Origin of the sequence: Rhodopseudomonas sp. G2_2311 (assembly GCF_047501505.1) — a bacterium.
GTDB classification, from domain to species: domain Bacteria; phylum Pseudomonadota; class Alphaproteobacteria; order Rhizobiales; family Xanthobacteraceae; genus Rhodopseudomonas; species Rhodopseudomonas palustris_H.
Genome location: NZ_JAZDRK010000016.1, coordinates 30,048 through 47,371 on the forward strand (window position 1 = coordinate 30,048; position 17,324 = coordinate 47,371).

Annotated in this window: 20 protein-coding genes; 7 read left to right on the plus strand and 13 right to left on the minus strand. The window is 64.7% G+C overall.

The genetic code is table 11. From position 1 onward, the window contains the following. Position 1: 1 nt before the first annotated feature. Positions 2-343, minus strand: a complete 342-nt coding sequence (locus VRZ08_RS18615) for an ArsR/SmtB family transcription factor (RefSeq protein WP_107343196.1) — start codon at positions 341-343, stop codon at positions 2-4. A gap of 80 nt (positions 344-423) precedes the next feature. On the opposite strand from VRZ08_RS18615, the gene VRZ08_RS18620 reads away from it, so the two are divergent. Next, positions 424-627, plus strand: a complete 204-nt coding sequence (locus VRZ08_RS18620; RefSeq protein ID WP_013500959.1) for a DUF2892 domain-containing protein — start codon at positions 424-426, stop codon at positions 625-627. Positions 628-806: 179 nt separating this feature from the next. On the opposite strand, the gene VRZ08_RS18625 is transcribed toward VRZ08_RS18620, so the two are convergent. The 3 genes from VRZ08_RS18625 to VRZ08_RS18635 form a co-directional block, all read right to left on the minus strand. After that, positions 807-1,199, minus strand: coding sequence for a NifB/NifX family molybdenum-iron cluster-binding protein (locus VRZ08_RS18625; protein WP_414533471.1), 393 nt, complete (start codon positions 1,197-1,199; stop codon positions 807-809). A 210-nt stretch (positions 1,200-1,409) separates the two neighbouring features. After that, positions 1,410-1,943: a ubiquinol-cytochrome c reductase iron-sulfur subunit gene (petA, locus tag VRZ08_RS18630; RefSeq protein ID WP_414533472.1), complete on the minus strand. Its 534-nt coding sequence runs from the start codon at positions 1,941-1,943 to the stop codon at positions 1,410-1,412. Between the two features lie 88 nt (positions 1,944-2,031). Then, positions 2,032-2,622 carry a PadR family transcriptional regulator gene (locus tag VRZ08_RS18635; protein WP_164573873.1) on the minus strand — a complete coding sequence of 197 codons (591 nt, stop codon included), beginning with the start codon at positions 2,620-2,622 and terminating at the stop codon, positions 2,032-2,034. Between the two features lie 304 nt (positions 2,623-2,926). Between VRZ08_RS18635 and VRZ08_RS18640 the strand changes: the two genes are divergently transcribed. Beyond that, entirely contained in the window at positions 2,927-3,127 is a 201-nt protein-coding gene (locus VRZ08_RS18640) for a hypothetical protein (protein ID WP_107343192.1), read from the plus strand. Positions 3,128-3,245: 118 nt separating this feature from the next. Next, a complete protein-coding gene (gene ccoG / locus VRZ08_RS18645; RefSeq protein ID WP_414533473.1) occupies positions 3,246-4,688 on the plus strand; it encodes a cytochrome c oxidase accessory protein CcoG in 1,443 nt (480 codons plus the stop codon). A gap of 45 nt (positions 4,689-4,733) precedes the next feature. On the opposite strand, the gene VRZ08_RS18650 is transcribed toward ccoG, so the two are convergent. The 3 genes from VRZ08_RS18650 to VRZ08_RS18660 form a co-directional block, all read right to left on the minus strand. After that, positions 4,734-5,258, minus strand: coding sequence for a carboxymuconolactone decarboxylase family protein (locus VRZ08_RS18650; RefSeq protein ID WP_107343190.1), 525 nt, complete (start codon positions 5,256-5,258; stop codon positions 4,734-4,736). Positions 5,259-5,297: 39 nt separating this feature from the next. Continuing rightward, positions 5,298-6,056, minus strand: a complete 759-nt coding sequence (locus VRZ08_RS18655; RefSeq protein ID WP_414533474.1) for a sulfite exporter TauE/SafE family protein — start codon at positions 6,054-6,056, stop codon at positions 5,298-5,300. Between the two features lie 131 nt (positions 6,057-6,187). Continuing rightward, positions 6,188-6,841 carry a 2-hydroxychromene-2-carboxylate isomerase gene (locus tag VRZ08_RS18660; protein ID WP_414533475.1) on the minus strand — a complete coding sequence of 218 codons (654 nt, stop codon included), beginning with the start codon at positions 6,839-6,841 and terminating at the stop codon, positions 6,188-6,190. A 262-nt stretch (positions 6,842-7,103) separates the two neighbouring features. Here VRZ08_RS18660 and VRZ08_RS18665 point away from each other — a divergent pair, with 262 nt between their 5' ends. Together VRZ08_RS18665 and VRZ08_RS18670 are read left to right on the plus strand one after the other, a co-directional pair. Continuing rightward, positions 7,104-9,050 carry an alkyl/aryl-sulfatase gene (locus VRZ08_RS18665; RefSeq protein WP_414533476.1) on the plus strand — a complete coding sequence of 649 codons (1,947 nt, stop codon included), beginning with the start codon at positions 7,104-7,106 and terminating at the stop codon, positions 9,048-9,050. A gap of 174 nt (positions 9,051-9,224) precedes the next feature. Then, positions 9,225-9,446 carry a hypothetical protein gene (locus VRZ08_RS18670; protein ID WP_414533477.1) on the plus strand — a complete coding sequence of 74 codons (222 nt, stop codon included), beginning with the start codon at positions 9,225-9,227 and terminating at the stop codon, positions 9,444-9,446. Between the two features lie 3 nt (positions 9,447-9,449). Here the strand turns inward: VRZ08_RS18670 and VRZ08_RS18675 are convergent, their stop codons facing one another. Further along, a complete protein-coding gene (locus tag VRZ08_RS18675; RefSeq protein ID WP_414533478.1) occupies positions 9,450-10,640 on the minus strand; it encodes a cytochrome P450 in 1,191 nt (396 codons plus the stop codon). 153 nt (positions 10,641-10,793) lie between these two features. On the opposite strand from VRZ08_RS18675, the gene VRZ08_RS18680 reads away from it, so the two are divergent. Beyond that, positions 10,794-11,684: a helix-turn-helix domain-containing protein gene (locus VRZ08_RS18680; RefSeq protein ID WP_414533479.1), complete on the plus strand. Its 891-nt coding sequence runs from the start codon at positions 10,794-10,796 to the stop codon at positions 11,682-11,684. 227 nt (positions 11,685-11,911) lie between these two features. On the opposite strand, the gene VRZ08_RS18685 is transcribed toward VRZ08_RS18680, so the two are convergent. From VRZ08_RS18685 to VRZ08_RS18700, 4 genes are all read right to left on the minus strand, one after another. Next, positions 11,912-12,769 carry a class III extradiol dioxygenase family protein gene (locus VRZ08_RS18685; RefSeq protein WP_414533480.1) on the minus strand — a complete coding sequence of 286 codons (858 nt, stop codon included), beginning with the start codon at positions 12,767-12,769 and terminating at the stop codon, positions 11,912-11,914. A gap of 15 nt (positions 12,770-12,784) precedes the next feature. Next, positions 12,785-13,159 (minus strand): protocatechuate 4,5-dioxygenase subunit alpha, encoded by a 375-nt coding sequence (locus VRZ08_RS18690; protein WP_414533481.1) that lies wholly within the window; start codon positions 13,157-13,159, stop codon positions 12,785-12,787. Positions 13,160-13,299: 140 nt separating this feature from the next. Continuing rightward, on the minus strand, positions 13,300-13,950 hold the full coding sequence (locus VRZ08_RS18695; protein WP_414533482.1) for an NUDIX hydrolase: 651 nt from the start codon (positions 13,948-13,950) through the stop codon (positions 13,300-13,302). A gap of 78 nt (positions 13,951-14,028) precedes the next feature. Next, positions 14,029-14,235 (minus strand): hypothetical protein, encoded by a 207-nt coding sequence (locus tag VRZ08_RS18700; protein ID WP_107343182.1) that lies wholly within the window; start codon positions 14,233-14,235, stop codon positions 14,029-14,031. A gap of 244 nt (positions 14,236-14,479) precedes the next feature. Here VRZ08_RS18700 and VRZ08_RS18705 point away from each other — a divergent pair, with 244 nt between their 5' ends. Beyond that, positions 14,480-16,114, plus strand: a complete 1,635-nt coding sequence (locus VRZ08_RS18705; RefSeq protein WP_414533483.1) for a class I adenylate-forming enzyme family protein — start codon at positions 14,480-14,482, stop codon at positions 16,112-16,114. 129 nt (positions 16,115-16,243) lie between these two features. Here the strand turns inward: VRZ08_RS18705 and modD are convergent, their stop codons facing one another. Continuing rightward, positions 16,244-17,086, minus strand: coding sequence for a ModD protein (gene modD, locus VRZ08_RS18710; RefSeq protein ID WP_414533484.1), 843 nt, complete (start codon positions 17,084-17,086; stop codon positions 16,244-16,246). Between the last annotated feature and the right edge of the window lie 238 nt (positions 17,087-17,324).

The window sequence follows — 17,324 nt, forward strand, 5'->3', positions numbered from 1 at the left end:
GTCATGCCCTTGCAGGTTTGCGGCCCGTTATTCCGATCGCCTGCCCCGGGCAGAACACCCGGTACAGCGTCGTCAGCACTTCGCGTGCCGGTTCGCTGGTGATCGAATAGAAAATCGACTGCGCATCGCGTCGCGCCGACACCAGCCCGTCGCGCCGCAGCAGCGCGAGATGCTGCGACACGGTCGAGTCGCGCAGATCCAGCGCTTCGGCGAGTTCGCCGACCGAGCGCTCGCCGTCCACCAACTGACAGATGATCAGCAGCCGATGCCGGTTCGACAGCGCCTTCAGAAGCTCGCTGGCCTGGTCGGCAGCAACCACCATCGGATCGTCTGTTATTTTCATATTTGCGTATATACGATTATTCGAATATATAGTCAACACGAACGCAGACGGCGGGGCCGTCACACAGGAGGAAGACTGCAATGAATCTCGATCAAACCGTGCTCGCCTTCGCCGGCACTGTCGTGCTGGTGAGCCTCGCGCTCGGCTGGCTGGTCAGCCCCTATTGGCTGCTGCTCACGGCATTCGCCGGGGTCAACATGATCCAGGCATCGTTCACGGGCTTCTGCCCGGCGGCGATCGTGTTCAAAAAGCTCGGCCGTCCGGCCGGCAACGCATTTTCGTAAGGCCGACAGGAAACCAACAACAGACGTCATTGCCGGGCTCGCCCCGGCAATCCATCTTCTGGCGACAAAATTTCCAATGAAGAGCGATGGATGCGCGGGTCAAGCCCGCGCATGACGCTGTTGCGTTTGGCGCCGCAGCGGCTGGAAGCGATGCGGCACCTCGAAGCGATGCGGCGCGCTCAGGCCGCCCGGCCGCAATTGCAATTGCAGCCGCCCTCTTCTTCCTCGTCGTCGTGATCATGCGGCGCTGCCAGCGGCAGCGATCCGGCCAGGTAGTTCTGGATGGCGGTGACCGGATCGGTCTCGGAGGTGGTGATGGCGACCACACCGCGCGCGGCCATCCGCGCGAGGAAGCCGGGCCCGGCGCTGCCGGCGATCACCACGCTCACCTTGTCGAGCGGATGCTCGCCATCCTCTTTGAATTCATGGATCGACATCTCCTTCGGCAGGTCGAGCCGGTCGACCTCCTGAGGCGGGCGGCACGGCGCCGCATCGAACACCAGGAAGCGGCGGGTCTTGCCGGCGTGGCCGGTCACGGTGCGGAAATTCTGGCTGGCGATCGCGATCAGCATGATTTGGGCTTTCGAGATAATGGGAGAAAGAAGGGCTTCTTCCTGCAACGTCGGAAGGTGTGCGCAGGCGCGAACGACGAATGGCTCGCGTTGCCGGGCTTGACCCGGCACTCCATCGTCTTCGCGCAAGCGTTCGGGGCGCGCTAAAGCGTGCGATGGATGCGCGGGCCGAGCCCGCGCATGACCAATTCGATTGTGGCTGAGCTGCGCTCAGGTCTCGCCGATGATGATCTGCGTGTCGGTGGCGAACTTGTAGGGCACCAGCGGCAGGTTACGCGGCGCCGGCCCCAGCCGGATGCGGCCGGCAGAGTCGTATTGCGAGCCGTGGCACTGGCAGAACCAGCCGTCGTAATTGCCCTGATGCTCGGTCGGCACGCAGCCGAGGTGGGTGCAGATCGCCGACACCACCAACCACTGCTCCTTGCCTGGCTTGACGCGAGCAGAGTCGGGCTCAGGATCACGGAAGCTCTGCCAATCGGCGGACTGCGCCGACTGGATTTCCTTCGGCGTGCGGTGACTGATGAAGATCGGCTGGCCGCGCCAGAACACCTTGACGACCTGACCTTCCGCAATCGGCGCCAGATCGACTTCGAGCGGGAAGCCGGCCGCAACCGTGCCGGCATCGGGATTGAGCTGAGACACGAACGGCCACACCAAGGCGGCGGTGCCGACCGCGGCCAGGGCCCCGGTCGCCAAATACAACACGTCGCGGCGGGTCGGCTGTTCAGACGTAATGGCGGTCATCTTCGTCTCCTGAAGGTTATCCGTTGGCCGGATTGCCGTGCCGGCCCGCGGTCGAATGCGTCGTCCAATGATGCGGATCGCGCCGCACCTACGTTTTGCGAAGCTCGCCGGCGGCGCGGGCGAGGATCGCAACAAGCTCTGCTTCGTTGTCCGGGTCTTTGACGATCTGGCGGATCGCGACTTCCCTGAGGTTGTCGAGCGCCGCCCGCAGCAGCGGCGGCAGGTCGTTGCCCTCGGTGCCGCTGTCGCCGTTCTGTTGCCGCATCATCTCGCCGAACGCGGCGAGGCGGTCGAACACCGCATCGGCCAACGCGCGATTGGCGGCCAAGTGCTCACGGCCCTCGTCCGTGACGAAATACAGCTTCTTGGCGCCTTCCGGTTGGGCGATGACGTGGCCGGTTTCCTCGAGGAAGGTGAGCGTCGGATACACCACACCCGGACTTGGGGCGTAGAAGCCGGCGGTCTTCTCCTCGATCATCTTGATGATGTCGTAGCCGTGGCGCGGCTGTTCGGCGATCAGCGCCAGCGCGATCAGCTTGAGGTCGCCCTGCGCCAGCATCCGTCCGGCGCGCATCATCTCGCCGCCGCCCATTCCGCGGCCGCCCATGCCCCGGCGGCCCCACCGGCACCCGGGCATCCCAAACCCGCATCGTCGCGGGCTGTTGTCGACGCCGTCCATGACGACCTCCTGAAAGATATATCTTACCTAGGGACGCCTCCGCGGGAAGTAAAGATATATCTTTTGAGAGCGCAGCGACATTTCAGCCCGGTGCGACAGAAAGGTGTCTTGTTACTTATCCCGTTCCACGGCCTGTGGTTTTCCGATACAGATCGTTTGATCCAGATCAAACTTAGAACGGGACCAAAATATATCGTCCGAACATATTCAAATGTTTCCCCGACATTTGAACCCCGCCATTGCGCACCCTGCGCTCGGCTCGGGCGCGAGGCTGACGGCCCCGGCAGAACAACAGGAGAAGATCATGATCAAGGTTGCCATGTTGCTTTGGATTATCGGCGGCGCGACGCTGGCGGGCATGATGATTATCGCGGTGCTGGCGGTGCCGAGCCTGTCCGAGCAGGCGATGCATTGGATTCCGATCGCGGTCGGCTGCGGCTTCGTGATCGCGATGCCGATCTCGTTCCTGGTCGCGCGCAAGATCGCGCGGCCCTCGATGCGCTAAGCGACTGCCCTCGAGACGCTCGCGCGAGCGTCTCGATCCTGCGTGATTGATCCCGCATGATTTCGCCCGGAGACGGCCGTCCCCTCTCCGGGGCGAAGCTCCAGCGAAAGCCCTCCCTATGACAGAAACCAATATCGAGGGGCCGCTCTACGCGCCCCGCAAGAAAGTCTATCCGCAGGCGGTGCACGGCCGCTTCCGCAGGATCAAATGGGCGCTGCTGGCGATCACGCTGTCGATCTACTACTTCACGCCGTTCTTGCGCTGGAACCGTGGTCCCGGCCTGCCCGATCAGGCGGTGCTGATCGATCTGCCGGCGCGGCGCTTCTATTTCTTCTTCATCGAGCTGTGGCCGCAGGAAGTGTATTACTTCACCGGCCTGTTGATCATCGCCGCGCTGGCGCTGTTCCTGATGAACGCGCTCGCCGGCCGACTGTGGTGCGGCTATCTGTGCCCGCAGACGGTGTGGACCGACCTGTTCTACGCGGTCGAACGGCTGATCGAGGGCGACCGCCGCGATCGCATCACCAAGGACAAGCACGGGCTGACCGTGCGCCGCGTCGGCGAACTCGCGCTCAAGCACTTCATCTGGCTGATGATCGCGTGGTGGACCGGCGGCGCCTGGGTGCTGTACTTCGCCGATGCCCCGACGCTGGTGAAGGAGCTGGTCACCTTCCAGGCGCCGATGGTCGCCTATGTCTGGATCGGCATCCTGACTTTCACCACCTACACCCTCGCCGGCTTCATGCGCGAACAGGTGTGCATCTATATGTGCCCGTGGCCGCGCATCCAGGCGGCACTGACTGACGAATGGGCGCTCAACGTCACCTATAAGTACGACCGCGGCGAGCCGCGGATGTCGGTGAAGAAGGCCGAAGTGGTGCGCGCCCATGGCGAGACGGCCGGCGACTGCATCGACTGCCACCAGTGCGTGAACGTCTGCCCGACCGGCGTCGACATCCGCCAGGGCCTGCAGCTCGGCTGCGTGCAGTGCGGCCTGTGCATCGACGCCTGCAACACGGTGATGAAGCAGGTCGGCCGTCCGCCGGATCTGATCGCCTACGACACCGACATCAACATCCAGCGCCGGCTCGCCGGCAAGCCTTCGGTGTATCGGCCGATCCGCGCCCGCACGCTGCTGTATTCCGGGCTGATCGTGCTGGTCGCGGCGGTGATGGTGTATGCGCTGGCGACGCGCGGCTCGCTCGACATCAACGTACTGCACGAGCGCAATCCGCTGTTCGTGACGCTGTCCAACGGCGGCGTGCGCAACGACTACACCGTGCGGCTGCTCAACAAGCGCCCGACCGCCCGCGTGATGCAGGTATCGGTGAGCGGCGTGCCGGGCGCCCGGCTGCAGGCGGTCGGCGTCGATCCGGACGCCAAGGACCGGCTCGACGTCGAAGTCGGCCAAGATCAGACCCGCGAACTGCGGGTGTCGGTGATGGTTCCGAGCGAGCAGGTGCCGAGCAAGTCGATGAATATTACCTTCGAGATCAAGGACCCGCAGACCGGCGAGATGGCGACCGCAGTCGATCACTTCGTGCCGCCGACCTCGAACTGACCGAACCGGCCCGGGGCGGCGCAGACTGCGCCTCCCCGCCTCGCCCTACACCACGTCGTCGACCGGCTGCAGGTCGATCCCGAAGGTTTCGAGAAACTTCGACGTCATGATGTAAAATCCGATCGCGAGTTGCAGTTCGACCAGCGCAGCCGGCGTCAACCGTCCGGCGATGTCGTCGAACACCGCGTCGGTCGGCCGATCGAGCTTCACCACCTCGTCGGTAAAGGCGAGCGCGGCGCGCTGGGTGGCATCGAAGCAGTCGGCACTGCGCCAATCATCGAGCGCAGCGTTCTGCGCGGCGCTGACGCCGACACCGGCGCCGATCTTTTTGTGGGCGGCGACCTCGTAGGGCGCGTTGCACAGGATGCCGGTCCGGGTGATCGCGAGCTCCCGCAGCACCGGGTCGAGTTCGCCCTTGAACCGGATCGCGCCGCCGAGCCGGCAGTATTGCTCGAAATGGCTCGGCGCATGCGCCAGCATCCGGAAGATGTTGGCATTGCGATTCTTGGCCAGAACCTCGCGGGTGCGCGGGCTCGCTGTGGCCTCGTCGCAATAGTCGATCCGCGCCATCGGTCTCTCTCCCTTGTTGTTGTTCGTGTTGCGTCGCGATCAGCCGCCGATCAGGTGCGACAGCCCCTGATAAACCAGCGCCACCGACACCACGAACAGCAGCGCATAGGCGATCCGGTAGAACAGCCCGGTCGGCGTCCGCTTCACCAGCCAGATCCCCGCCATGTTGGCGGCCGCAGCAAGCGGCAACAGCGCCAGCGACGTGCCGAGATTGGCCGGGGTGAATTGTCCGAGCAGAAAATACGGACCGATCTTCAGCGCATTGATGATGGCAAAGAAGATCGTGGTGGTGCCGACCAGCACCAGCTTCGGCAGCAGCTGCGGCAGCATATAGACCTGATACGGCGGGCCGCCGCCTTGCGTCATGAACGAGGTGAAGCCCGACACCGCGCCCCAGAATACGCCGGCCGCATCCGACAGCTTCACGGCCGAGGCATGCGGCCGCAGCCAGACGTTCAGCACGAACACCAGCCCCACGCCGCCGACGATCAACCGCACCGCATCGTCCGACACGATCGAGGCCGTCCACCACGCGATCGCCATTCCGACCAACGCTCCGGGAAGCATCACCTTCAGGCTGCGCGCATCCCAATGATGCCGATACACGTACAGTGAGATCAGGTCCTGGGTGATCAGCACCGGCAACAGCAGGCCGGCAGCTTCGAGCGGCGGCAGATACAGCGCCAGCAGCGGCGTCGCCGCAATGCCGACGCCGGAAAAGCCGCCTTTGGCGAGGCCGAGCAGAAACACCGCGGGAATTGCGACGGCGTAGAACCAGGGATCGAGGATGATCGACAACGAACGGACTCGAACTGATGGAGGATCACCGCGCGACCGGCGGCGCTCCCGCTGTACAGAGGAATATCGGCCCCGGCAAACCGCATCGGCGCATATCGCCCTCGCGGACACTCGCGCTCCGAACTGACGGATCAGCTCCGCTCCTTCAGCCCGTGCTGCTGCAGCCGCCACAGCAACAGGTCCAGCCGGTCCTGACCGAAGAACGGCTCGCCCTTGAACACGAAGGTCGGCACGCCCCAGTGGCCGGACGCGGCGTGGTCGCGTTCGTTGCTGCGGACGGTCTCATCGTATTGGTCGGGATCGGCGGCGATCTCGGCCTCGAGCTGCGCCAGATCGAGCCCGGCGCGCTCGGCGGCTTTGGCCAGATGATCGCCTTCGTGCCAGTTGTCGACCGCGCCGCCATACAGCACCGAGCTGACCTCGCGGATGAACGGCAGGCCGCGGCCGGCAAGCTGGGCGGCGGCGCCGAGGCGCGTCAGGCGGGTGATGTAGGGCTGCTCGGCTGCCACTTCGAGCGTCTGCATGTTCTGCACGATCGGATCCGGTCGCGGGAAGCGAAACGGAATTCCCTCCTTCTGCGCGACACGAAAACTGTCGAGCACGACGTAACGCGCAAACCTCGGATCGGTACGCTTGAAGAACGTCGGATCGCGCACCGCGAGCGGATACACCGGTCGCGCGTTGATGACGAAGTCATATTGCTCGACCAGCTTCACCGCCTTGGGCAGTGACAGATAGCTGTACGGGCTCCGGAACGACCAGAACAGATCGACGCTAAGACTCATCGGGCAACCTTTGTCCGGAGCGTCGCCACGGGCGTCCCGCAATGCAAAATGCACTCCGCCAATTTCCGCCGCGCGGGTATGGACGGCCTCACCGCGCCGCTGATTAGTCCCATGACCCCCTCCCTGATCGATGCACCGCTTTGGCGGCATCTATCGTTTCATGAACTAATCGTAAGGTGCAGACCTGCGATTGCAATCCGTTTCTGCATCAGCTGAGATGCCACCGTCGCGACAGACAACGAAGGCAGGGAGGAGACCAACGATGAGCGAGACCGTCACAGTCGCCAACGACGCAATTGAGCCGAAAGATGCCTCCGCTTCGGTCCTCGCGCGCCATAAGACGGTGCTGGACGAATTGCCGTTCTCCGACACCAGTGATTTCGACGATGCCGCGCGGGGCTTTCTCGGCAGCATCGACCACGCCGCGATCAGTTCGGCACAAGGCCGCACGGTGTGGAGTCTCGAACCCTATCGTTTCCTGCATGACGAGGTCGCCCCGGCAACCGTCGATCCGAGCCTATGGCGGCAATCGCGGCTGAACATGCAGCACGGCCTTTTCGAGGTCGTGCCGGGCGTGTACCAGGTCCGCGGCTTCGACATCGCCAATATGACGCTGATCGAGAGCGACAACGGCGTGATCGTGGTCGACACGCTGACCTCGATCGAAGGTGCCCGCGCGGCGATGCAGCTCTATGTTCGCCACCGCGGCGACAGGCCGGTGGTGGCAGTGATCTTCACCCACACCCATGCGGATCATTGGGGCGGCGCCCGCGGCGTGCTCGACGACGACACGCTCGCAAGTGGACGGGTGCCGATCATCGCTCCCGACCTGTTCATGGAGCACGCCGTCTCCGAGAACATCATTGCGGGGCCGGCGATGCTGCGACGGGCGCAGTATCAGTTCGGACCACTGCTCGCCAAGGGACCACGCGGCCATGTCGATTGCGGCCTCGGCAAGACGATGGCTGCCGGCACCGCCGCGCTGCTGCGCCCGACCGACCTGATCAAGGCGACCGGCGACACCCGCCGCATCGACGGCGTCGACTTCGAATTCCAGATGGCGCCGAACTCCGAAGCGCCAGCGGAGATGCACTTCTTCGTTCCGCGCTACAAGCTGCTCAACCTCGCCGAGAACTGCACCCACAACTTTCACAATCTGCTGCCGTTCCGCGGCGCCGACGTGCGCGATGCGCTGGCGTGGTCGGGCTATCTCGGCGAGGCGTTGCAACTCTGGGGCGGCAAGGCCGAGGTGATGTGCGGGCAGCACCATTGGCCGGTGTGGGGCATGAAGCGGATCGACCTGATGATCCGGCAGCAGCGCGACATCTACAAATTCGCCCACGACCAGACGCTCCGACTGATGAACCACGGCCTCAACGCCGTCGAGATCGCCGAAACCATCCGCCTGCCGAAGAGCCTCGATGGCGCCTGGCACGCGCGCGGCTATTACGGCCACATCCGCCACAATGTGAAGGCGATCTACCAGAAGTATCTCGGCTGGTACGACGCCAACCCGGCCAATCTTGATCCGCTGCCGCCGGTGGACGCCGGCAAGAAGTACGTCGAGTACATGGGCGGCGCGGACGCGCTGCTGGCGAAGGCGCGCGCCGATTTCGACCGCGGCGAATTCCGCTTCGTGGCGCAGGTGCTCAGCCATTTGGTGTTCGCCGATCCCGACAACCAGGATGGCCGGTTGCTGCTTGCCGATACGTTCGAACAGCTCGGCTACCAGTCCGAGAGCTCGACCTGGCGCAACGCCTATCTGTTCGGCGCCCAGGAACTGCGCCACGGCATGCCGAAAATGCCGACGCGCCCCGGAATGCCGCGCGAGACGCTGTCGGCGCTGAAGACCTCGCAAATCTGGGACGTTCTCGGCGTCCGGCTCAACGGGCCGAAGGCGGAGGGCAAGACCATCGTGCTGAACTGGCAGTTCACCGACACCGACGAAACCTGGGTGCTGACGCTGGAGAACTGCGCCCTGACCTATGTGGCCGGCACGCAATCCGCCGCGGCCGACGCCGGCTTCGTGCTGCCGCGAAGCCTGCTCGACGAGGTGATCGCCAAGCAGACCTCGTTTCCGGAGGCGGTGATGGCCGGCAAGATCAAGGCCAGCGGAAATCCGATGAAGCTTGCCGAACTGATGGGGCTGATGGACGAGTTTCCACGGATGTTCGAGATCGTCGAACCCCGTCGCAATCCGGTCAGTTGAGCCGCTGCGGTTCCGCTCCGGACACTGACGGGGCAATGTACCCTGCTTAGGAACGGCGTACCACAAGCCGCGTTGGCGCCTCAGCAAGCGAGGGTGACCGCCATGCGTGGAAAGAAGCCTTCAGTTCGAGCGCCCCAGGCCAGGATCAAGAAGCCAAGCCCCAAGGCACGCAAGTTGTCGCGGCTGACGGCCATCGCCAGCCACGCGATGATGGGCGCCGCGATCGGGCTCGGCTTTGCGTTCGTGGCGACGCGGTCCCCGAATTTCGGCGTAACGCCGGCGCTGCTGAGCCTGCCGCCGTTTCGGCTGTTCGATTTCGCCCTGACCTCGGCGACCGGCTTTGCGATCGTCGCCGCACTCCTCGGCCTCGCCCTGAGCGAGGCCGAGGAGCGCTGATCGTCAGGCGGCAGACCGCGCCGCGGCCTGCTCGACTGCAAACGCAAGCCGCAGCGGACTGCGGAAGGTCGACGACGGCATCCAGTTCAGCTGTTGCTCGGTGGTGCGCGTGTAGTCCGGCACCACCTTGTGGAACTCATCGAATGCGATCTTGATCGCCATCCGGGCGATCGCCGAGCCGAGGCAGGCATGGACGCCGCCGCCAAAGCCGAGGTGGCCCTTCGGCTTGCGCTTGAGGTCGTAGACGTCCGGATTCGGAAACTGCCGTTCGTCGCGATTGGCCGAGCCATAGGCCACACAGACGAAATCCCCCGCCTTCATGGTGACGCCGTGCAGCGTCAGGTCGCTCTGCAGGCAGCGCTTAAATCGCTGCGCCGAGGTGTTGTAGCGCAGCGACTCCTCGACCGCATCCGGCAGCAGCGCCGGATCGGCCACCACCGCGCGGCGCGCATCGGCGAAATCCGCCAGGTTCAGCGCCAACATGCTCATGAAGCCGCCGAGCGACTCGATGCCGGCCATGATCAGCGTCGTGGTGGTAAGCAGCACCTCCCGCTCGTCGAGCTTATCGCCATCGATCTCCGCCATGCTGAAATGCGAGATCAGATCGTTCTTCGGCTCGGCGCGCCGCTGCGCGATCACGCTCGACGCGTAGTCCTGCATCCAGGCGTAAGCGGCGAGATGCTCCGGCCCCTTGGCGCGGGTGACCGGATCGCTCTGCACCATCAGCACCGCCTTGTCGCGGACCGTCTGCTCATCGCCCATCGGCAGGCCGAGCGCCGCGAACAGCACCCGCACGGTGAACTTGGACGAAAAGTCGCTGATGAAATCGAATTGGTCGCGGCCGCGCAGCGCCTCGGCGGCATCGCGGGCGATCTCCCGCATCGGCTCGGCCAGCGCCTCGAGATTACGCTTCATGAAGGCGTGCTGCACCAGTCCGCGCAGCCGGTCGTGGCGCGGCGGATCAGTGGTGCCGAGGGTGGCGCCGGCCCGGTTCGGCAGCTCGGTCATCAGGTTGCCCTTGGCCGAGGAGAACACCTGCCAGTTGCTGCCGGCGCCGGCGACGTCGAGATAGCGCGACAGAATCCACATCTGCGCCGGCTCGCTCCAGTACACCGGATGTTCGTCACGCAGCGTCTTGTAGAGCGGGAACGGATCGGCATCGACGACGGGCGAATAAGGATCGAAGCTGAACATGAGCTGATTTCCTCTCTTGTTAAGGCCGCCCAGTTCGTTTGTTTGTCTATTAGTTGCGGCGATCGTCGGAGTGTAGTTGGCACCACCTCGCGCCGTGAGACGCCGCGGTGACAAAAACTTGCACTTTTCCGACGTTCAGTCTTAGCTGCGCCGATGGCCCGTTCACGCAGCAAAGCAGCAATTCCGATCTTCGCGCTGTACGGCGAGACGCCCGCCGCGCCGGTCGACATGCTGCATGTCGAAGCGATTCAATCGCGCAGCCGATTGTATCAGTGGGAGATCGACGTCCACGCCCACCGCAGCCTGCATCAGATCCTTTGGATTGGCTCTGGAAAAGCGACGATCGCGCTCGATGAGCAGCGCGTGCAACGCGATGGTCCGGTCGCGGTGATCGTGCCGCCCGGCGTCGTTCACGGCTTCAAATTCTCGCCGCACACCGAAGGTCAGGTCTTCACCTTTAATCCGCACGCGATGATCGAGGGCGACGTGCCGGCGACCGGCCAGGCGCTGCGCGATCTGTTTGCCGCGGCCCGCATCCTGGAATTCGAACCTGACGGGGCCGCCACGAGGCGGATCGACAGATTATTCGCCGAGCTTGCCGACGAGTTCGCCTCGCCGGATGCCGGCAATTCCCCGGTGCCGTTATGGCTCGGTCGCGCCATCATCTGGCGGCTGGCGCAGCAGAGCGAGCGGCAGGCGCGCTATGCGGCGCGCGGCGGCAATCAATTCACCCGCTTCCTGCTCCTGGTGGAAGCCCACCATTGCGAGCACTGGCCGATCGCACGCTACGCCGACGCGCTCGGTATGACGCCGGAGCGCCTCAATCGGCTGGCGAAAGCCGAAACCGGTCAGAGCGCGCTCGACGTGGTCCATGCGCGTCTCACCCGCGAAGCCTGCCGCCGGCTGACTTACATAGCAGCGCCGATCTCCAAGCTCTCGTTCGAGCTCGGCTTCGAAGACCCCGCCTATTTCTGCCGCTTCTTCAAACGCCGCACTGGCCACAGTCCACGCGACTATCGACGCGTGATGAGCGAAGAGGCGTAGGCGCTGCGCTGTTCATCGTCATTGCGAGCGAAGCAAAGCAATCCAGGATCACACACCGAGCTGGATTGCTTCGCCGCTGCGCTCCTCGCAATGACGGGAAACGTACTGACGAACCGAACCAGCTACTTGCGCCAATCCTCTCATCCTGAGGGGCCCCGGCGAAGCCGGAGCATCTCGAAAGATGGCCCCCGGCACGGGCGGAGCAGCGCCTTGTCTCGCGTAACGACCTACGCCGCCTGCGCCAGCCTCGGCCGGTTCTCGATCAGCATGATGCCCGACGCGGTGTTGGAGATCGGTAGGTGATAGTTGCGGTGCAGTTCGTGGACGTCGCCGGTGAGCGCGCCGCGCATTGCGACCCAGTTCATCACCTCGACGCCCTGGCTGCCGGCGAGCTCGACCAGTTCGTGCGGGTCGATCCCGAGCAGTCCCTCGATATCATCGGTCATCGCATCCATGCAGCGCTTGTCGAACGCGGTGTTGATGAAGCCGGCGCGCTGGCCTTCAAGCTGATGCGACAGCCCGCCGGTGCCGATCACCACCACTTTCAGGTCTTCCGGATAGCTCTCGATGGCGCGTCCGATCGCCTGGCCGAGCTTGAAGCAGCGGCGCAGCGACGGCAGCGGATGCTGCACGGTGTTGACCACCACCGGCACGGTCGGAATGTCATGGGCGCGGCCGCGCAGGAACAGCTCCATCGGCAGGCTGTAGGCGTGATCGACCAGCATCTCCTGGCAGGTGACGGGGTCGAACTCGGACTCCACCAGCGTCTCGATGATGTGCCACGACAGTTTGGTGTCGCCCTTGAACGGCGCCATCACCGGGATGCCCCAACCCTCGTCGTCGTTGCGATATTCCGGCGCGGCACCGACCGCGAAGGTCGGCATCTTGTCGAGGAAGAAGTTCAGTCCGTGATCGTTGTAGATCACCACCGCGGCATCGGGCTTGGCCGCCTCCAGCCAGCGGCACGGCGCATCGAAGCCGTCGAAGAACGGCGCCCAATACGGGTCTTTCTGGAGGCCCTTGGCCATCGCCCCGCCGATCGCGGGGACGTGCGAAGCGGCCAGGCCGCCGATGATCGTCGCCATGTCAGCAATCCCCTCTCAATTGTCCCGCGCCGCCAGCAGCTTCGCCTTGAACTGCTCGACCGTCATGCCGGTCTGCAGCGCACCGATGTCCTGCATGTTGAGGCCGAGGATGCCGGCAAACTTGGCGAGGTAGTAGGCGTTGCCGCCCTCGTCGAGTAGCTTGAGCAGATCGCGCTTGAGGATCGCTTCGGTCTGCGCCGCGGTGAGACCGTAGCGCGCACAATACGCAGCCTCGTCCTTCACGAACGCGGCGCGCGCGCCGGCGTCGTTGAACGAGAAGCACATCTTGTTGAGAGCGTAACCTTTCTGCGCCGCTTCGGGTCCGAAGATCGGCGTCCCGAAAATCTCGCGCTTGGCGCGTCCGGCGCCAGCCGCCAATGCCTCACTCATGGCATCCCCTGATGACGTTTCCTGCCTGTGGCCCTGCGGCCACATTTCGCGAACGATAGGCGGCGGCAGGAGGGGTCATTTGACGTGCGTCAAATGTCAGGAAAATCCGGACAGCAGAGGACCGCCCCGGAGCAGAGCGCTCAGGAGCGCGTCGCCCCTCGCAGCCATCGCCGCAGTTTTTGCAGCATCGACAGCGGCGGCTCTGGTTCGATGGCGTCCGAGGGCTGTTCGAGCGCTAAAGACGGAGCTTCGGCAAGGTCGGTGATGATCTCGTCTCCGGTCGGCAACGGGCTGGTCGGGCAGCGCGGTGGCGGCGGCGCTGCGGGAGTTGCAGATACGAAGTGGCCGGCGGATTTCAGCACCAGCGGCCCGATCTCGGTCAGAAATGCCTGCTCGTAGCTACGAGACAGCCGCTGCAGGGCTTCGTCGAGCGGCAGCCAATCGACCGCGCGGATGTCCTTCATCAGCGGCAGGGTCTGCCGCGGCTCGGCTTCCATCCGCCAGAAATGCACCACCTTGGAGCGGCCGCCGGAATCATAAGCGAGCGTGCCGATGAACTCGTGGACCACGACGACGTGGCCGGTCTCTTCCAGCACCTCGCGTTCGGCGGCCTGACGCGGCGTCTCGCCGTGGTCGAGCTTGCCCTTGGGCAGCACCCAATCGTTGCGCTTGCGCATCCGGACCACCGCGAACAGCGGATCTTTGCCGCGCCGCAACACGATTCCGCCTGCTGCCAGCACCGGAGTTCGCAACTTATCGCCCTTCGTCGTCGGGAAATCGACCTCCACCATATAGGATCAAGCGTCCATCAAGCGAGGCACGACGTGTCGCGCCGCTTCGAAAAATCAAACACGCCTGCCAGCATGCGCTTACGGCGCGGGCGGCGGCGGCACCACCGGATAGCTGCGATCCGGCGTCAGCACGCAGCGATACACGCGCTTGCTGCGGGTCTGCCACGCCTCGACGATCCGGCCGCAATTGGCGCAATGCAGATTGCCAGGTTCACCGTCGAGTGTTTCGGATTCGGCGCAGCGGTACAGCGCGCCGCATTCACATTCCACGTCGGAGAGTCTCATCGCTTCTTCCCTGATATCGACTTGCGGCGGTTCCCGCCGTCGCAAATTGCTATCCTAGGTGGCAATGCTGACGCCGCTGTGTCAGCCCATCGCGGAAGGCGAATAATTTCCGCGAGATGACACACCGAAGCACCGGCTGGCGGTTCACGGCCGAGCCGGGATAGAATTGCGGTGGCGCTGCAAACAGCCGCCGGACGATCGTGGAGGTAACCGCGGCGTCCCAACGATCAACGAGGAAACACCCATGACGTTCTGGCCCGAGGCCGGCATCGGTGGCGCGCTGCGCCGCGAGACTCACTACGACGGCCGGTCGATGTTGTGCTTCTCCGAGCGCCCCGCCCATCTCGCAGCCATGTTCGACGATCTAGTCGCCCGATTCGGCGACCGTCCCGCGATCGTCGATGACCGCGCGCTCAGCTATCGCGAACTCGATCTGCTGGTGCGCAAGATCGCGGTGTCGCTGTCCGCACTTGGTATCGGCAAGGGCGACCGCGTCGCGCTGTTCCTCGGCAATTGCTGGGAGTTCCTGGCGGTGACGCTCGCCTGCAACCGGCTCGGCGTCCTGGTGGTCCCGATCGGCATCCGGCAACGCCGCGCCGAGCTGGAATTCCTGTTGACCAACAGCGGCGCCAAGGTCGTGTTGTTCGAGGCCGAACTGGCGGGCGAGATCCCTGCCGCCGCCGACGTGCCGCAGCTTGCGCATCGCTTCGTCGCGCACGGCAGCGCCGACGGTGCACGTCCCTTCGAGGATCTGCTCGCCGCCGATCCGGCGAACGCACCGCTCGCAGAGATGCATGAAGACGACACCGCGGTGATCCTCTACACCTCGGGTACCACCGGCAAGCCGAAGGGCGCCGAGCTGACGCATCTCAGCATCCTGCATTCATCCTACGCGTTCGCACGCGCCCATGAGCTGACCGAACGCGACCGCGGGCTGGTCGCGGTGCCGCTGTCGCACGTCACCGGCCTCGTCGGCGTGTCCTACGCGACGATAGCCGCCGGTGGCTGCGTGGTGCTGATGCGGCAGGCGTTCAAGACCGCCGACTTCCTTGCCCTCGCGGCGCGCGAGCAGATCACCTATTCGATCCTGGTGCCGGCGATCTACACACTTGCCGTGATGCACCCCGACTTCGCGCATTACGATCTGTCGGCGTGGCGGATCGGCTGCTTCGGCGGCGCGCCGATGCCGGTGCCGACCATCGAGATGCTGGCGAAGCGACTGCCGAACCTGCAGCTGCGCAATGCCTATGGGGCGACCGAAACCACCTCGCCGACCACGATCATGCCGCAGGCGTATTGGCGCGATCACATGGACAGCGTCGGCCAAGTAATCCCTTATGCACACGTCCGTGTGCTCGACGCCGACGACAACGAAGTCGCCCCCGGCGAGCCGGGCGAACTCCTGATCGCGGGCCCGATGGTGGTGCCGCGCTATTGGCAGCGGCCCGACGCCAACGCCAAGGAGTTTGTGAACGGCTACTGGCGCAGCGGCGACATCGGCTCGATCGACCAGGACGGCTTCGTTCGCGTGTTCGACCGCAAGAAGGACATGATCAACCGCGGCGGCTTCAAGATCTTCTCGGCCGAAGTCGAGAACGTGATCTGCGGCATCGAAGGTGTGCTGGAGACCGCGATCATCGGAACGCCAGATCCGGTGCTCGGCGAGCGCGTCAACGCCATCGTGGTGACGAGCGAAGGCGCCAGCCTGAACGAACGCGACGTCGCCGCCTACTGCGCGGCGCGGATGTCGGACTACAAAGTCCCCGAGAGCATCATCATCCGCACCACACCCCTGCCCCGAAACGCCAACGGCAAGATCCAAAAGACGGTGCTGCGCGAGACAATCGCGGACCGGGCGGCGAGTTACGCAAGGTCGTAGTCCACGAATTGAAAGATCAAGGCCTCGCGTCAATAGGCATCGTCTTGCGCGGGCTTGCCCCGCGCATCCATCCTCTTCGCAAGAAGATGGATGGCCGGGTCGAGCCCGGCCATGACGTGGTACTTGTGGTTATCGCTCCGGCGTGATCCGCACCTGAACGTCGCGCGGTTTTGCTGTGTACGGCGCCGACGTCACCAGTACCTCAGCACCGGCCTCGGCATAGGCCGCAGCGTTGCCCGCATTGACGCCGCCGGCAACCGCGACCACCGGGCGCGACGGCCGGGCGGCAAGTTGCTGGATCAAAGTCGCGACATCCGCGGGAGCGAACTTTTCCAGCTGCAGTACGTCGAACCCGGCCTCGGCCGCGGTGACGGCCGCGTCGATCGACGCCACTTCGGTGATCAGCTTCTTTTCGGGCAGCGTGGCGCGCAGCCGAGACACCGTGGCCGCCAGCGGCTCATCGAGAAAACCGCGATGCTCGCCGAACACCAGCACGGTTTCCGACAGGCCGAGCCGGTGCATGGTGGCGCCGCCGGCTTTCACGGCGGCGACCGCGAACCGCTTGGTGCCCGGTGTGTTCTTGCGGGTGCAGGCGACCGCGATGGTCGGCGACACCGCGCGGGCCGCATCGACGATGTCGCGCGCCGTGGTGGCGACGCCGGACCAAATCTCGATCAGCGTCTGCGCCACCTTCCAGCTGCGCAGCAGGCCCGAGGCGCTGCCGCGGGCGGTCAGGATCGGCGCGCCCGCCGCGAGCCGACTGCCGGACGAAGCAGAGAGTTCAACCTTGCAGCCGCACAGCCGGATGATCGCGGCGGCATCTTCGGCGAGCGCCAGCACCATCGGATCGCGGGCGGTGAACTGCATCGCGCCGGACGCCGCACCGATGCCCAGCGCCTCGGTCGTCAAATCGCCGCAGGGCACATCGTCGTCGAGCAGGCGCTCCAGTTCGGCAGTGGTGGCGGCAGGCATACGGCAGGTCCCCGGTATCGTCGTTCGGCGCATTTGACGCGCGGCAGTTCCGGCGCAACATCTCCGCTTCGGATCGTTATGTCCATGACTATACAACGCTGTCAGGTTTGCGACCAAAGCTTGCAGCCGGTTCGCCGGAGCGAAACGATTGACAAATCAATCGCATAGCAAGCGAACGCGCCGGCCAAATAACCGGCACGGCGCTTGCTGAACTCACGACGAGCACACCGACTGGAGG

Bases quoted from the DNA above. Each gene is read 5' to 3' on its own strand.
- VRZ08_RS18615 (WP_107343196.1), bottom strand. From the start codon at position 343: ATGAAAATAACAGACGATCCGATGGTGGTTGCTGCCGACCAGGCCAGC.
- VRZ08_RS18620 (WP_013500959.1), top strand. From the start codon at position 424: ATGAATCTCGATCAAACCGTGCTCGCCTTCGCCGGCACTGTCGTGCTG.
- VRZ08_RS18625 (WP_414533471.1), bottom strand. From the start codon at position 1,199: ATGCTGATCGCGATCGCCAGCCAGAATTTCCGCACCGTGACCGGCCAC.
- petA (WP_414533472.1), bottom strand. From the start codon at position 1,943: ATGACCGCCATTACGTCTGAACAGCCGACCCGCCGCGACGTGTTGTAT.
- VRZ08_RS18635 (WP_164573873.1), bottom strand. From the start codon at position 2,622: ATGGACGGCGTCGACAACAGCCCGCGACGATGCGGGTTTGGGATGCCC.
- VRZ08_RS18640 (WP_107343192.1), top strand. From the start codon at position 2,927: ATGATCAAGGTTGCCATGTTGCTTTGGATTATCGGCGGCGCGACGCTG.
- ccoG (WP_414533473.1), top strand. From the start codon at position 3,246: ATGACAGAAACCAATATCGAGGGGCCGCTCTACGCGCCCCGCAAGAAA.
- VRZ08_RS18650 (WP_107343190.1), bottom strand. From the start codon at position 5,258: ATGGCGCGGATCGACTATTGCGACGAGGCCACAGCGAGCCCGCGCACC.
- VRZ08_RS18660 (WP_414533475.1), bottom strand. From the start codon at position 6,841: ATGAGTCTTAGCGTCGATCTGTTCTGGTCGTTCCGGAGCCCGTACAGC.
- VRZ08_RS18665 (WP_414533476.1), top strand. From the start codon at position 7,104: ATGAGCGAGACCGTCACAGTCGCCAACGACGCAATTGAGCCGAAAGAT.
- VRZ08_RS18675 (WP_414533478.1), bottom strand. From the start codon at position 10,640: ATGTTCAGCTTCGATCCTTATTCGCCCGTCGTCGATGCCGATCCGTTC.
- VRZ08_RS18680 (WP_414533479.1), top strand. From the start codon at position 10,794: ATGGCCCGTTCACGCAGCAAAGCAGCAATTCCGATCTTCGCGCTGTAC.
- VRZ08_RS18685 (WP_414533480.1), bottom strand. From the start codon at position 12,769: ATGGCGACGATCATCGGCGGCCTGGCCGCTTCGCACGTCCCCGCGATC.
- VRZ08_RS18690 (WP_414533481.1), bottom strand. From the start codon at position 13,159: ATGAGTGAGGCATTGGCGGCTGGCGCCGGACGCGCCAAGCGCGAGATT.
- VRZ08_RS18695 (WP_414533482.1), bottom strand. From the start codon at position 13,950: ATGGTGGAGGTCGATTTCCCGACGACGAAGGGCGATAAGTTGCGAACT.
- VRZ08_RS18700 (WP_107343182.1), bottom strand. From the start codon at position 14,235: ATGAGACTCTCCGACGTGGAATGTGAATGCGGCGCGCTGTACCGCTGC.
- VRZ08_RS18705 (WP_414533483.1), top strand. From the start codon at position 14,480: ATGACGTTCTGGCCCGAGGCCGGCATCGGTGGCGCGCTGCGCCGCGAG.
- modD (WP_414533484.1), bottom strand. From the start codon at position 17,086: ATGCCTGCCGCCACCACTGCCGAACTGGAGCGCCTGCTCGACGACGAT.